The organism is Candidatus Krumholzibacteriia bacterium (assembly GCA_029865265.1).
GTDB lineage: Bacteria > Krumholzibacteriota > Krumholzibacteriia > WVZY01 > JAKEHA01 > JAKEHA01.
In genome coordinates this window covers 156,421-170,678 of record JAOUHG010000001.1, presented here as the reverse complement: position 1 = coordinate 170,678, position 14,258 = coordinate 156,421, and the positions used below count along the sequence as shown (strand labels likewise).

Genomic DNA, 14,258 nt, shown 5'->3' with positions numbered 1-14,258 from the left:
CCCTCGCCGGGTCACCCGCTTCAGGTGGGGGCACTCGATGGCGGGCCGGCCAGTACGGGCACGGCAGCGAGGAGCACTGACAACGCAATTGCGAGCGACGCGCGGATTGTCACTGCACCTTCGATCAGAACGAGAACTGCGCGCCGAAGAGCCAGTTGCGCCCCGGCAGGCGGTAACGCGCCAGCTCTTCATACTGGGCATCCAGCAGATTGTTCCCCTTCACGGTGAGCAGCCACGCGCCGTTGAGGCGGCACTGCAGCGCGCCATTGAACACCCAGTAGGCGCGCGGGGCCTGGCGCGGATAGAGAAACACCTCTTCGATGTCGCTGCGGTAGCGGCCGTCACCATGCACCGTCCAGCGGCCCAGCACGAGATCCGCCCCTCCGCCCCCCGTGTACTTGGGACGGTACGCGAGCAGGTCGTCGGTACGATCCGGAGAGGTGTCGCGCGCGTCGAGATAGGTGAAGTTGGCGGTGAGGGTGAGGTTGCGCCACGCCGAGCGCAGGGTGGTCTCCACACCTTGCATGAGCGCGCTGTTGAGGTTGCGCACCTGGTAGATGGTGTAGGGCACTCCCAGTTCGTCCGAGATCTCCTCCCAGTAGATAAGATCCTCGTACTCGTAACGAAACGCGGCCACATCGATGTCGAAGATCTTCGCCGGCGCCCAGCGCACACCGGCCTCGTACGAATTGATCAGGTGTTCCGCGGTAAGGCTGGGGTTGGGGACGAAGGCCACGCCGCCGCCCAGCTCTTCCTGCAGGTACAACTCGGCAATGCTGGGCGCACGAAACGCCTGGCCGTACAGCCCGCGCACCGAGACCTCCGGGTCCGGCGTCCACACCATCGCCACCTTGGGACTGAACTGGTCCAGCGTGCGCCCGCCAACGATGTGATTCCAGTCGTAGCGTACGCCCACGGTGGCGGCCAGCGTGTTCAACAGGGTGATGTCGTCCTGGCCAAAGAGCGCGTAGTTGTTGATCTGCCGGTCACCGTACAGGATCGAATCCGGCGCCGACTGCACGTAGTCGACTTGCAGATCGGCCCCCACCACCACCCGGTTACGCTCTCCCAGGCGCGTGTCCATCTGGAGAATGTTGCCGATCTTGTCGCCATCGATGTAGGTGGACGTGCCATAGGGCTCGTTGCCGGGAATCTCCTGGTCGGGGTCGTCGGGGTTGAAATAGGAGTCCTGCTCGTGGTGGTAGTAGTACGCGCGCATCGAATAGCGAGAGTCCTCGCCGCTCAACCCCCAGTAGTGCAGGTCCGCGCTGTAGTAGCGCTTCTCCTGGCTGTCGTCCTGGTAGGCTTCGCGCACCTCCAGCGGCTGTGCGGAAGAAAGCCAAGCGTGCGGATACGCGTTCTCCGAATTGCCACCACCCAGGGTGAAGTCGAGTTTGCGCTCCGGGCTGATCTCGTACAGGATCTTTCCGAACAGATCGTAGAAGGTGTAGCCCGTGTTCTGCGCGTACCCATCCGACTCCTTGCGGCTGGCACTCACCAGGTAGCTGATCTTGTCCTTCTTGCCGGAGTAATCGGCAATCACCTCGCTCTGCATTTGCGTTTCGTCCGTGTAGCGGATGTTGGACGGCGCCTTCTCGAAGAAGCCGAGCTTCATCTGTACCCGGCCCGCGGCTGCGTAGTCCGGACGGCGCGTAATCACATTGACCACGCCGCCCATGGCGGTGGAACCATACAGACTAGAAAACGCGCCCTTCACCACCTCCACCCGCTCCACGAACTGCACCGGCACCAGGCTCCAGAAGGCGCCCCCCGTGTCCGAGTTCAGCGCGGGGCGTCCGTCGACCAGCAGGAGCACGCGGTTTCCCACGCCGCCACCGGCCACGTCCGAGCTGCCGCGCAGCGAAATCGACTGCGTGGAGATCCCGCCGGTGGAACGGAACGCGGTGAGCCCGGCCACATTCTCGATGGCGCGATCGAACGTGACCGGTATCTGGTTCGCTATCTCGTCGCCGGTCACCACCGAAACACTCGCGGGGGCCATGCGCGCGGTTTGCTCGACGCGTGTCGCGGTAACAACGATAGGATCGGCCTGCAGGACCACCGGCACCAGTTCGACGCGTACCGTCGCGGTGTCGCCGGGTGTCACCACAACAGGGTCGGAGCGCCAGGTGGCGTGGCCGATGCGCGAAATGATGAGCGTGTATTTCCCCGGAGGCACCATGTAGAGCACGAATCGCCCGCGCGTGTCGGTGATGGTGCCGCGTGCCACCGAGTCGATGACCACGTTGCAGTAACTCAGGAGTTCGCCGGTGGTAGCGTCGGTCACGCGACCGGCGATGGCGCCAGGCGTGGGCGTGTCCTCCGCGGCGGCGGGACGCCAGCCAAGTGCGCAGCAAAACGCCGCGACGACTGCAGCAAGAGCCAGCGCCGCGCGGGCGCGCGAACGTTTGCGGCCGGAAGATCTCACGGGAATCAGGGCGCCTGGTCGAGATCGGCCACGATGTCGAAGCCGGATGCGTCCTCACCCTTGACCACGACAACCGCCACACCACCCGAGTACTGGCCGATGACCACCGACGAGAGCGGATTGCCGGGATCGCGCCAGCTCACGATGACGCCCTCGTACACACCGGGGTCCAGCCCCGCGATGGTGTAGTTGTAGGTGTTGATGTTGGGGCCCAGCGGATTGGTGTAGCCGTCGGGCGGTCCGGCGGGAGGAAGCGACGAATAAACCGCCACCTGTACGTCGCCGGTTGCGGGCCAGTTGCCCATGAAGGTTACCGTACCGGAAACACTGCCCGTGTTCGCGGGGTCGCCGGCAGCGGGGCCGTCGTCCCCGCCACATGAGGTGGCAAAGGCGACGAGGACTGCGCAGAGCACGCCAGCGGTGCGGAGAGAGAAAACGCGTTCCATGGCAAGCGTCCTGTGTTAGGGTGCATTCCACCGGTTGTGAACGGATACGCTTTGAAAACCACCCTTGAGTTCCGTTTCACGACCGTGTAGTTTTACCTAAGTTTCCACAGTAAACAGTACCTATCATGCCCAGTCAAGAGACAAACTCGTCCGATACCCAGTGGCTCACGCTGACCGAGGCCGCGGAGGCCCTCAGGGTGCATCCAACGACCCTGCGGCGGTGGGCGGATTCCGGCCAGGTCCCGGTTTTCCTGACCCCCGGGGGACACCGGCGCTTCGCCATGTCCGACGTTCGCGACATCGCCGCGCGCCGGCATTCGGTGCGCCGGGTGGGTCCGGTGGAGCGGATCTGGGCCGAGCAGGCCCTCAAGCAGGCCCGTATCAAGATCGCCGAGCAGGAGCAGTCCCGGTGGATGAAGATCCAGGACGACCGGGGCCGGGACAAGCACCGCAACATGGGTCAGCAGCTGATGGGGCTGATCCTCGAATTCCTCACCACCGAGGAGGAGGACGAGAACCTGATCCGGCGGGCGCGCGAGTTCGGCCGCCATTACGGGCGCGCCTCGCGCGAGATCCGGTTACCCCTCACCGAAGCCCTGCAGGCCGCCATGTTCTTCCGTGACACCCTCACCACCACCGCAGTCCAGCTTCCCGACAACATCCGCATCCCGACCAGCTCGCAGGTCCGCCTTATCCACCGCATCGGCCGGATCGTCAACGAGGTGCAGTTGGGGGTGGCGGACGCCTACTCGGTGGCATAAGATGATCGCCCCCGCGCCCGCCCGGGTGTGACGCGGCGCGAACATCGAACAATCACATGTGTGGAATTCTGGGATACTGCGCCCGGGAATGGGATCCGGCGCTGGTCAAATTTTTCGGGTTGCAGGGCTTCAACCTGCAGCACCGTGGCCAGGAGAACTTCGGCTGCACCTATAGCACCGGCACCAAGTTCTCCCACTTCAAGGATCGCGGGCTGGTGTCGCAGGTGTTCACACGCGAACGGCGCGACGAGTTCAGCGACGCGCGCCCGCTCATTGCCATCGCACAGACGCGCTACGCCACCGCCGGCGGCACCGACGCCATCTCCGCACAGCCGCACTGGATGACGCTTCTGGACGGCTTCTACTCCAACGCCACCAACGGAGATCTCCCCCTGCTGCAGCAGGAGATCGAAAGCCTCGAGTCGCGCGGGACCGTCATGCTTTCCGGCAACGACGGCGAAGTCATCTTGAAGAAGATCCTGCTGGGGGCGCGCGAGGAAGGCGGCGACCTGGTGGCGGGCATCCGCAGGCTCATGGAGTCGACACCCGGCGCTTATTCCGGGTGCCTCATGACCTTGACCGACCTCTATCTGTACCGCGACCCCCACGGTTTCCGGCCGCTTTACTACGGCAGATGGCGCGACGCGGTGGTGTTCTCGTCGGAGTCCTGCGCGTTCCACGAGAAGGACGCGCACGTGGAGCGCGAGGTCTACCCGGGGGAGGTCATTCACTTCGACATCCATGGCAACGAGACCCACTACCAGGCGGTCCCCACGCAGCAACCGCGCCAGCAGTGCATCTTCGAGGCCATCTACTTTGCGCGGCCGGACAGCCGTGTTTTCGACGACCGCAAACAGGTGGGGCACTTCCGCTACATGCTCGGGCAACAGCTCGCACGCGAGCACACCCTGCAGGACGCGGTGGTGGTGCCGGTGCCGGACTCCGGCCGCTACGCCGCGGTGGGCTACGCGAGCGAGAGCGGGCTTCCGCTGCGGGAATTGCTGGTCCGAAATCCGTACATCCCGCGAACATTCCAGATTGCGGGACAGGCGAACCGCGAAGACCTGGTGCGTCTGAAGTTCACCGTGATGCAGTCTCTCATGCAGGAGTACCGCCGCTTCGTGGTGGTGGATGACTCGCTGGTGCGCTCAACGACGCTGCGCATCCTCATCGAAATGATTCGCGATGCCGCGGTGACGGCCGGCATCGATCCGGCCACGGTGGAGGTGCACGTGCGCATCGCGTCGCCCCCCATCGTCGGTTGCTGCTATTACGGCATCGACACTCCGGAAATGAAGGAACTCGCCGCCGCGCACCAGTCGGTGAAGGAGATCGGGGCGGCCATTGGCGCCAGCTCTCTGGACTACCTGTCCCTGGACGGGCTGGACGCGGTGGCCGCCGCGTTCGGCAAACCGGCCGACTTTTGCCACGCCTGCTTTACCGGCAACTATCCAACCGCCTACCAGCCCCGCTACCGGTAGCTTCAGGGTAAACAGCGGGAACAACCCCGCTACAGAAACGCCCGCGTGCGCCCACTGGACGGGTTTGCCCGGCAAAAAACTCCAATGGACCCCCCCTCCGGTATGCGATATGCTCAACTGTAGTGTGTCCGATGGTGCGGAGATTCTCGTCGGAATAGTGTTAGGTCAGATTGGGAGCCTATCGCATCGCGGGAACCGTTAAAGGAGAAAGTATCGTGTCTAAGAAACTGTTCGTAGGTAGCTTGAGCTGGAACACCACCGACGAGGGGCTCCGGCGCGCGTTCGAGAAATTCGGCGAGGTCCTGGAGGCAAAAGTCATCAAGGATCGCGACACCGACCGCTCCCGCGGGTTCGGTTTCGTCTCCTTCGCCAACCCCAAGGATGCGATGGATGCCATGCAGGGCATGGACGGCCAGGAGCTCGATGGCCGCACCATCAAGGTCAACGAGGCCCAGGAGCGCGAGCGCTCCGGTGGCGGCGGCCCGCGCGGCGGCGGCGGAGATCGCGGCGGCTTCAACCGCGGCGGTGGCGATCGCGGCGGTCGTGGCGGCGGTGGCGATCGCGGCGGTCGTGGCGGCGGCGGCGGTCGCTGGTAAGTCTCGTTCCGCGGACCACCCGCTTTTTTGAACGGCCCGGGCCAGTGCCCGGGCCGTTTTGTTTGCCCGGGCAGGTTTGCCCCGGGGTCCGGCCGTTGGTACATTGACCTGACCATGCGCACGCTCGTCTGGTTTCGGGGGAAGGATCTCCGCGTACACGATCACGCGCCGCTGGCGGAGGCCGTCCGCGCCGGCGACGTCATCCCCCTGTTCGTGCTCGATCCGTTCTTCTTTCAACCGGAACGCGCCGCTGAACTGCCCAACCGGATGCAGTTTCTGCTCGAATCCCTGGACGAACTCTCACGGACCCTCCGTGCACTCGGCTCGCGGCTGGTGGTGGTGCACGGACGCAGCGTTGAAACGGTGCCGCGCCTGGCAACCGCGTGGCGCGTGGACCGGGTGGTGGCACACCGCTGGGTGGAGCCGTTCGGACGCGAGCGCGACCGGCGCATCGCGGGCGCGCTGCGCGTGCCCTTCGACCTCTACGAGGGAGAAACGCTGCTTCCGCCCGGCACGCTGCGCACAGGCGGCGGCACGCCCTTCTCGGTGTTCACCCCCTTTTCCCGTGCTTTCCTCGCCACGGCGAGCATCGCCAGAGAGATTCCCGCACCGCGCTCGCTTCCACCGCTGCCGGCGGACATCCAGGCGCCCGACGACGTGCTTCCGTCACTCGCGCAACTGGGGCTCACACGCAATCCACGCGGGCTGGCCGGCGGCGAACGCGCTGCAGTGCAACGGCTGCGACGCTTCCTCGACGGACCCGCGGCCACCTACGCCGGCGATCGCGACCGCATGGACCGCGACGGTACCAGCCGTCTCTCGCAGGATCTCAAGTTCGGAACGCTGTCGGTAAGAACGGTCTGGAACGCGGTCACCGACGCGGCGGGCGGTGGACAGGGCGCGCGCGTCTTCAAGAATGAGCTCCTGTGGCGCGAGTTCGCGCACTCGACGCTGTGGGACCGGCCCGAACTCCTGCACAAACCCTTTCGCCCCGAATTCGACAGTTTCCCCTGGGTGTTCGACGCGGCTTACTGGCGGTCGTGGGTGAACGGAACCACCGGCTATCCCGTGGTGGATGCGGCGGCGCGGCAGCTTCTCGGCGAAGGGTTCGTGCACAACCGCGCGCGCATGATCGCGGCGAGCTTTCTGACCAAGCATCTGCTCGTCGACTACCGTCTGGGCGAAGAACACTATATGAAGTATCTGACCGACGGCGACTGGGCGCAGAACAACTTCGGCTGGCAGTGGTCGGCCGGGTGCGGCTGCGATGCGCAGGCGTACTTTCGCGTCTTCAACCCGATTCTGCAGGGGACGAAGTTCGATCCGGATGGCACGTACGTGAAGCGCTGGGTACCCGAGCTGGAGCGCGTTCCCGCGCGGTGGATTCACCGCGTGTGGGAGGCGCCGGATGCCGTGCTGGCGGACGCGGGCGTCGCAATGGGGCAAGACTACCCGCGCCCCGTTGTGGACCACGCCGCGGCGCGCGCGCGCTTCCTGGAGACCGCGAAACACCACATGAGCCAGTTGCGTTCCCGCTGAAGCGCGGCGCCCCCGGCCTAGCCGGAGATATCGTCAGGGAGTTCGTTGACGTCGTCGGGGCGGGGCGGGAAGTGTTCGACCAGCGCGGCGCCGGCCATGCGGACGCCTTCGACGAGGCCGTCGGCATAGCGGCCTTCCATCAGGCGCAATTCCACACGCGCCACTACAGTGCTCCAGAAATCCCGCGGCACCACATCGTATATGCCCACATCACCGATCACGGCGAACCGGCGGTCCCGCACGCCCACAAAGAACAACACGCCGTTGCGGTCACGCGTGCGCGCCATGCCGAGGCGGTCGAACACGGTGGCGGCGACATCCCGCGCCGCGCCGTCGATACGCGCCTGCAGGTGCACGCGGATCTCGCCCGACGTCTTGCGCTCGAATTCGCGGATGGCGGCCAGTACGCGGGCACGCTCGTCCTCGTCCAGGAACGTGCGCACGGTATCGCGGCGTTCGCGGTGCGCGCGGCGGGAGAGGAGTGCGCCGCATAACCACAGCAGTACCGCCATGCCGCTCAATACGACGATGGTGCCGCCGGTCCAGGCCGGCCACGTGTCGGCGGCGGGAATCAGCGCCTCGCGCAGGGCGAGCCCGACTGCCAGGGCCATGAGAACGGTGCCCGCCGTCACCAGGAAAGTGGCGGCCGTGCGATAGGTGCGTGCGCGAATGGTGTTCTGCATGGTCACCAGCTCCCCGAGGCGCCACCGCCACCGAACGATCCACCCCCGAAGGAGCCACCGCCGCCGCCGAAACCGCCGCCACCACCACCAAAACCACCGCCACCCCAGAATGTGCCCCCGCGGAGTCCGCCGCCGGTCCAGCCATCGCGCGACGCGGTGGCGTGCCGGCTCATGGCCGCGATCATCACGATGGTACCGAGCACCAGGAACAGGATGACCAGTGCGAACGCCACCGGGATGCCGCTGGATGGCGGCTCCTCCAGCGTCCCCCCACCCGCCAGCAGCGCGAGGCTGGTCACCGCGCGCAGGATGCCGTCCCCGTAGCGCCCCTCGCGGAAGGCGGGCGCGATGGCGTTGCGAATGATGCGTCCGGCGGCCGCGTCGGTGATGCGGCCCTCGAGCCCGTAGCCGACTTCGATGCGCACCTTGCGCTCTTCAAGGGCGATCACCAGCAGCGCGCCGTTGTCTTCCTCGGCGCTGCCCGGACGCCATTTTTCGGCCAGCGCAAGCGAGACATTCTCGATAGCCTCGCCGTGAATGGACTGAAACACGGCCACGCCGATCTCAAGCCCCCGCCGGTCCATCGCCATGAGGCTGTCCTCGATGACGGCCCGCTCTTCGCGCGAGAGCACACCCGGCTCATCGTAGAGAAAGCGGGCGGGCGCGTCCGGAAGCCGCATATGCACGGCGGGCGCGGAAAACGCTCCCGGGGAGGACCCCGCGAGCGTTACCGCGAGAACAAACCAGAAGAACCTTTTCACCGCTTAGTTGAAATCCACCTTCGGAGGTTCCTCGGCGCCTTCGCGCGCCTCGAAATACGCCCGGGGAGTAAACCCGAACATCCCCGCGAACAGCCGGGTCGGGAAACGCTTCACGGCCACATTGTAGCTGCGCACCGTTTCGGTGAAGCGCATCCGTTCCACCGCAATGCGGTTCTCGGTGCCGGCCAGCTCGTCCTGCAGGGCGAGGTAGTTGGCGTTGGCCTTGAGTTCCGGGTACTGCTCCACGGTGACGAGCAGCCGCGAGAGCGCCGAACCCAGCGCTCCCTGGGCCGCGTCAAAACGCTGCAGCGCCTGCGGGTCGCTCAACATTTCCGGCGTTACCGTGATCTGGCTGGCGCGCGCGCGCGCCTCGATCACCTGGGTCAGGGTTTCCTGCTCGAAGTTCGAGGCGCCCTTGACCGTCTCCACCAGGTTCGGGATCAGGTCCGAGCGCCGCTGGTAGACGTTCTCCACCTGGCTCCAGGCCTGATCGACGGCCTCGCTCTGCTTGACCAGCGCGTTGTAGCTCGATACCCCGCTGATCACGAGGAAGAGCACCAGGATACCAAAGCCGACACCAACCAGTTTTCCCATGACAACCTCCTCCTGCCGGCCTTCCGGGCCGGGATTCGACCATAGCATACACGGAAACCACTGTGCTATTCTGCAGGCAATCACCCCAACCTGAGGTACCCATGCCCGAGAAGAACAATAGAGACCGGACCGCCAGCATCGCGGTCTTCTGCGACTTTGAGAACATCGCCATCGGCGTGCGCGAGTCGCGCTACGACGAATTCGACATCGGCCGCGTCCTGGAACGCCTGCTGCTCAAGGGCAGCATCGTGGTCAAGAAGGCCTACTGCGACTGGGACCGCTACAAGGACTTCAAGAAGGCCATGCACGAGGCGGCCTTCGAGCTCATCGAGATTCCCCACGTGCGCCAGTCGGGCAAGAACTCCGCGGACATCCGCATGGTGGTGGACGCGCTGGACCTCTGTTACACCAAGCCGCACGTGAACGCCTTCGTCATCATGAGCGGCGACTCGGACTTCTCCTCGCTGGTCACCAAGCTGCGCGAGAACGACAAGACGGTAGTCGGCGTGGGGGTCAAGAACTCCACCTCGGACCTCTTCACCGGCGCGTGCGACGAGTTCATCTTCTACGACGACCTGGTGCGCGAGCACGAGAAGCGGCGCAAGAGCCGCAAGCGCCCGCCGGCCAAGCCGAGGGCGGCCGGGGCCCCCAAGGGCGAGGCCGTGGCTGAGGAGAAGCGCCAGGAGGCATTCGACCTGGTGCTCGACACCATCGAGATGCTGTGGGACGAACGCGGCGACGACGACGAGGTGTGGGGGTCGATGGTCAAGCAGGCCATCAAGCGCCGCAAGCCGGGCTTCAACGAGTCGTACTACGGCTTCCGCAGCTTCAGCGAATTACTGAAGACCATGGAGAAGGAAAAGATGCTGGTGATGGAGCCGGACGAGCGTTCCGGCGGCTACATCATCCGCGACGTCATTTGAGCAGCACCATTTTGCGCGTCTGCGTAAACTCCCCCGCCACCAGGCGGTAATAGTAAACCCCGCTCGCCACCCGCCGCCCGCGGTCGTCGGTTCCATCCCAGGTGACGCGATACCCGTCGGCGCGCGGCTCCTGCCGCCCGGCCACCAGCTCCCTCACGCGCGCACCGGTCACATCGTAGATGACCAGCCACACCGGCCCGGCCCGCGCGATGGTGTAGCGGATCTCGGTGGACGGGTTGAAGGGATTTGGGATGTTCTGCTCCAGGCGCGCCGGCCCCGGCACATCACCCACCGCGGTCGCCCACTCGTCCACCCGCACCACGCGCACGTTGGTGAACAGCGGCGCGTGGGAATGACACTCCTCACCGAAGCAGTACCAGATACTGCACCCATCCCAGACCTCCAGCGCCACCTGAATGCTCGTGGCGCCCGGCCAGACGAGGTCTCCGATTTCGAAGCCGGCCCGATACCAATCCTTCTGAGCTCCCCAGTAGACATAACCGCGGTCCTTCCATGGGCCCGGGCAGCCATCCACAAAGGAACGCACGTGCCACTTGTAGAAGATCATGCCGTCGAGCTCCAGATCCCGGTATACATCGAACTCGAGCAATGCGCCTGACACCGTCGAGGGTATCGGCGCACCGTCCTGGTCTTCCTGCCATTCAATCTGCGGCGACCAGATCGCGTTGTTGAAATACTGGCTGCCATATCTCTGGTACGGAACCGCGCCCTGCTCGGGATGCCCCCCACAGCTGTAGTTCACCACCGAGGGATCCGCAAAGAAGCCCCACACCGCGCCAAGCTCATAGTGATTGGGATCCTCCTGCAACACGCTCGTGCCCGGGTAGAGTGCGGCCAGCGTGCCGTAGCCGGGTGTCGCAAACGCCGACCAGTCCCCGTCCGCGGTGGTGAACACCCCCACAGCTTCCGCCTCGAAGTCCTGGAAGTCGATCTGCCCATTCGCGTCTGATAACGAAATATTGTCAATCACCACCGCGCCATAGGTGTTGAACAGGCAGTCTTCGTCGGACCAGTAGGGATCCGATACAAACCGGAAGCGAACCTTCACGGTGCCGGGGAGCTGGGACGCCGGAATCGCGAAGCTGGCCAGCATCGGCCCCGCGGCGCCATCGTACGATGCCACTCGCACCCAGCCGTTCAGGTAGTCCATGAACTCCACGTAGGTGTAGTCATAGTCCGGTTCTGAGTCGTGGCGGATCTGGAAGGACAGCGTCACGTCGCCGGTGGCGGGAAATGCGATGGACTCGAAGGTTTGCTTCCAACTGTTGCCGTAGCCAGGCGCACAGGTGAGGTAGGGACACCCGCCGATGCTGGTGTTCGTCCCGCACCACAGCGACTTCGTGCCGGACAGCGGTGCGTAGCCCGGCACACCCGCGAAGTTATCCACGTGGAAGAAGGTGTCGATCTGCGCGGTGATGTCGTGCGTGGTCCAGCCCTGCGGATCGAGGCCGGCGAAGTCGTATTCGGCCAGCACGAAGGTATCAACGCTGAGGGATCTAAAACCGGGTTGATTGAGGGGTGCCGGTGCCACCACGGGCGTCGGCGGGGTGGGCTTCTTCGCGAAACTCGGATGGTCGGCGATTCCAAGACTCGCGGCGGCGGCCAGTAACAGCAGCGCTGTTCTCATGGCGTGACCTCCGGATGAAGGAATTGCCCCTGAATTGTACCGCCGGCTGTTCTCCGGGGTCAACCGCGGTTCCGCGCGGGCCTAGATCTTCCGGTTGCGCAGGCGCAGGGCGTTCCCGATCACGCTTACCGAGCTGAAGCTCATCGCGGCCGCCGCGATCATCGGGTTCAACAGCAGCCCGAATGCGGGGTAGAACGCGCCCGCCGCGATGGGCACCGCCGCCGCGTTGTAGAAGAACGCAAAGAACAGATTCTGGCGGATATTCCTCATGGTGGCACGGCTCAGGTTGCGCGCACGCGCGATGGCGCGCAGGTCGCCCTTGACCAGCGTCACGCCGGCGCTCTCCATGGCCACGTCGGTTCCGGTGCCCATGGCGATACCCACGTCGGCGCGCGCCAGCGCCGGCGCGTCGTTGATGCCGTCGCCCGCCATCGCCACCACGCGCCCCTGCTCCTGCAGGCGCGTCACTTCTTCCACCTTCTGGTGGGGCAGCACCCCGGCCACCACGTCGTCGATGCCCAGTTCGCGCGCCACCGCATCGGCGGTGGTGCGGTTGTCGCCGGTCACCATGACGATGCGCACGCCGTCGGCGTGCAGACTCCGGATGGCTTCCTTGGTGGTGTCCTTGATGGGATCCGCCACGCCGATCATCCCCGCGGGCTTCCCGTCGACGGCGACGAGCATCACCGTCTCGCCGTTTCCGCGCAGTTCATCGGCACGCTTCTCCAGCGCGCCGCTGTCGATGCCGCGCCCCTTGAGCAGCGACACGTTGCCCACCGCCACGTCACGGCCATCCACACGCCCGAAGACGCCGCGTCCCGTCACGGACTGGAAGCTTTCCGCGCGCGCGCTCCCCGCCGCGGCGTTCCGTTCCTCCGCACCCCGCACGATGGCCGCTGCCAGCGGATGCTCGCTGGCGCGTTCCAGAGCCGTCACCAGCTGCAGAATCTCCCTCTCGTCACCGCCGTCCACGATCTCCACCCGCGTCAACGCGGGCTTTCCCTCCGTGAGCGTGCCCGTCTTGTCCACGATGAGCGTGTCCACCTTGCGCAGCGTTTCCACCGCCTCGGCGTCGCGAAACAATACGCCACTCGACGCACCCCGCCCCGTGGCCACCATGATCGACACCGGCGTGGCGAGGCCCAGTGCGCACGGACAGGCAATGATGAGCACGGCGATGGCGTTCACGATTGCAAACGCGACGCGCGGCTCCGGTCCCGCCGCCATCCACGCCACGAACGTCACCAGCGCGATGAGAATCACGATGGGCACGAACCAGCCCGACACCCTGTCGGCCAGCTTCTGGATGGGCGCGCGGCTGCGCTGCGCATCCGCCACCATGGCCACGATGCGCGCGAGGAGCGTGTCCTTCCCCACCTTTTCCGCCTCGATCACCAGGGAGCCGGTTCCATTGATGGTGCCGCCCACCACCGAATCGCCGCGTGTCTTTTCCACCGGCAGCGGCTCGCCCGTCACCATGGACTCGTCCAGGCTGCTCTCCCCGTCCACCACGCGCCCGTCCACCGGCACCTTCTCCCCCGGCCGCACGCGCAGGCGGTCGCCCACGTGCACGTGCTCGATGGGAATGTCCTCCTCGGCACCGCCGGCGCCAATACGGCGCGCGGTCGTGGGCGCCATGCCCAGGAGCCGGCGGATGGCTTCTCCGGTCTGGTGGCGCGCACGCAGCTCCAGCACCTGGCCCATCAGGACCAGTGCCGTGATCACCGCCGCGGCTTCGAAATACACCGGCACGCCGCCGTGGTGGCGCATCGCGTCCGGAAACAGACCCGGTGCGATGACCGCGACCAGACTGAACAGGCAGGCCACGCTCACCCCCAGGCCGATGAGCGTGAACATGTTGAGATTGCGCGTGCGCAGGGACTGGTACGCGCGCTCGTGGAAGGGCCACGCCGCCCACACGCACACCGGCGTCGCCAGCAGGAGTTCGATCCATACCCGAAGCCGCGGCGAGAGAAGCTTCGAAACGGGCTGGCCCGGAAGCATGTCGCCCATGGCGACAAACAGGAGCGGCACCGCCAGTGCCACCGCCACCTTGAAGCGCCGCGACATGTCCTGGAGCTCGGGGTTTTCGGTGTCACCGGCCGATGGCATGCGCGGTTCGAGGGCCATGCCGCAGATGGGACACGATCCCGGCTCGCCACGCACCACCTCGGGGTGCATGGGACAGGTCCACTCCGCCGCGGCGCCGGCTTGCACGGGGGGTTGCGGGGCGGGCTTGCCGGTATCGGTCTTGTTCAGGTAGGCCGCGGGATCGCGCGCGAACTTCTCGCGGCAACCCGCGCTGCAAAAGCGGTAATCAATGCCATCGTGGGTGAACTGGAGCGGGGCGTCGTCCGCGACCGTCATGCCGCAGACAGGATCGGTCTTCATTGCGGGG

General features: G+C 65.7%; 12 protein-coding genes. 5 read left to right on the top strand and 7 right to left on the bottom strand.

The genetic code is table 11. The annotated features are described in order from the left end of the window. Nucleotides 1-124 precede the first annotated feature (124 nt). A complete protein-coding gene (locus tag OEX18_00650) occupies nucleotides 125-2,428 on the bottom strand; it encodes a TonB-dependent receptor (GenBank protein MDH4335772.1) in 2,304 nt (767 codons plus the stop codon). Between the two features lie 5 nt (nucleotides 2,429-2,433). Beyond that, complete coding sequence (locus OEX18_00645) at nucleotides 2,434-2,874, bottom strand: hypothetical protein (GenBank protein ID MDH4335771.1); 441 nt, start codon at nucleotides 2,872-2,874, stop codon at nucleotides 2,434-2,436. A 125-nt stretch (nucleotides 2,875-2,999) separates the two neighbouring features. Here OEX18_00645 and OEX18_00640 point away from each other — a divergent pair, with 125 nt between their 5' ends. From OEX18_00640 to OEX18_00625, 4 genes are all read left to right on the top strand, one after another. Further along, on the top strand, nucleotides 3,000-3,635 hold the full coding sequence (locus OEX18_00640; GenBank protein ID MDH4335770.1) for a helix-turn-helix domain-containing protein: 636 nt from the start codon (nucleotides 3,000-3,002) through the stop codon (nucleotides 3,633-3,635). 56 nt (nucleotides 3,636-3,691) lie between these two features. Next, on the top strand, nucleotides 3,692-5,116 hold the full coding sequence (locus OEX18_00635) for an amidophosphoribosyltransferase (protein MDH4335769.1): 1,425 nt from the start codon (nucleotides 3,692-3,694) through the stop codon (nucleotides 5,114-5,116). 215 nt (nucleotides 5,117-5,331) lie between these two features. Continuing rightward, nucleotides 5,332-5,712 carry an RNA-binding protein gene (locus tag OEX18_00630; protein ID MDH4335768.1) on the top strand — a complete coding sequence of 127 codons (381 nt, stop codon included), beginning with the start codon at nucleotides 5,332-5,334 and terminating at the stop codon, nucleotides 5,710-5,712. A gap of 114 nt (nucleotides 5,713-5,826) precedes the next feature. After that, nucleotides 5,827-7,251 carry a DNA photolyase family protein gene (locus tag OEX18_00625; protein MDH4335767.1) on the top strand — a complete coding sequence of 475 codons (1,425 nt, stop codon included), beginning with the start codon at nucleotides 5,827-5,829 and terminating at the stop codon, nucleotides 7,249-7,251. 17 nt (nucleotides 7,252-7,268) lie between these two features. On the opposite strand, the gene OEX18_00620 is transcribed toward OEX18_00625, so the two are convergent. The 3 genes from OEX18_00620 to OEX18_00610 are packed head-to-tail and all read right to left on the bottom strand — an operon-like array spanning nucleotide 7,269 to nucleotide 9,289. Then, a complete protein-coding gene (locus tag OEX18_00620) occupies nucleotides 7,269-7,934 on the bottom strand; it encodes a TPM domain-containing protein (GenBank protein MDH4335766.1) in 666 nt (221 codons plus the stop codon). A 2-nt stretch (nucleotides 7,935-7,936) separates the two neighbouring features. Continuing rightward, on the bottom strand, nucleotides 7,937-8,695 hold the full coding sequence (locus OEX18_00615; protein ID MDH4335765.1) for a TPM domain-containing protein: 759 nt from the start codon (nucleotides 8,693-8,695) through the stop codon (nucleotides 7,937-7,939). A 3-nt stretch (nucleotides 8,696-8,698) separates the two neighbouring features. After that, on the bottom strand, nucleotides 8,699-9,289 hold the full coding sequence (locus tag OEX18_00610; GenBank protein ID MDH4335764.1) for a LemA family protein: 591 nt from the start codon (nucleotides 9,287-9,289) through the stop codon (nucleotides 8,699-8,701). 101 nt (nucleotides 9,290-9,390) lie between these two features. Here OEX18_00610 and OEX18_00605 point away from each other — a divergent pair, with 101 nt between their 5' ends. After that, the gene (locus OEX18_00605) at nucleotides 9,391-10,212 is read left to right on the top strand and encodes an NYN domain-containing protein (protein ID MDH4335763.1); all 822 of its coding nucleotides are present in this window, start codon (nucleotides 9,391-9,393) and stop codon (nucleotides 10,210-10,212) included. Here the strand turns inward: OEX18_00605 and OEX18_00600 are convergent. Both OEX18_00600 and OEX18_00595 read right to left on the bottom strand, forming a co-directional pair. Then, nucleotides 10,205-11,860, bottom strand: a complete 1,656-nt coding sequence (locus OEX18_00600) for a T9SS type A sorting domain-containing protein (GenBank protein ID MDH4335762.1) — start codon at nucleotides 11,858-11,860, stop codon at nucleotides 10,205-10,207. The genes OEX18_00605 and OEX18_00600 overlap by 8 nt on opposite strands. 81 nt (nucleotides 11,861-11,941) lie before the next feature. After that, nucleotides 11,942-14,251 carry a heavy metal translocating P-type ATPase gene (locus tag OEX18_00595; GenBank protein ID MDH4335761.1) on the bottom strand — a complete coding sequence of 770 codons (2,310 nt, stop codon included), beginning with the start codon at nucleotides 14,249-14,251 and terminating at the stop codon, nucleotides 11,942-11,944. Nucleotides 14,252-14,258 lie beyond the last annotated feature (7 nt).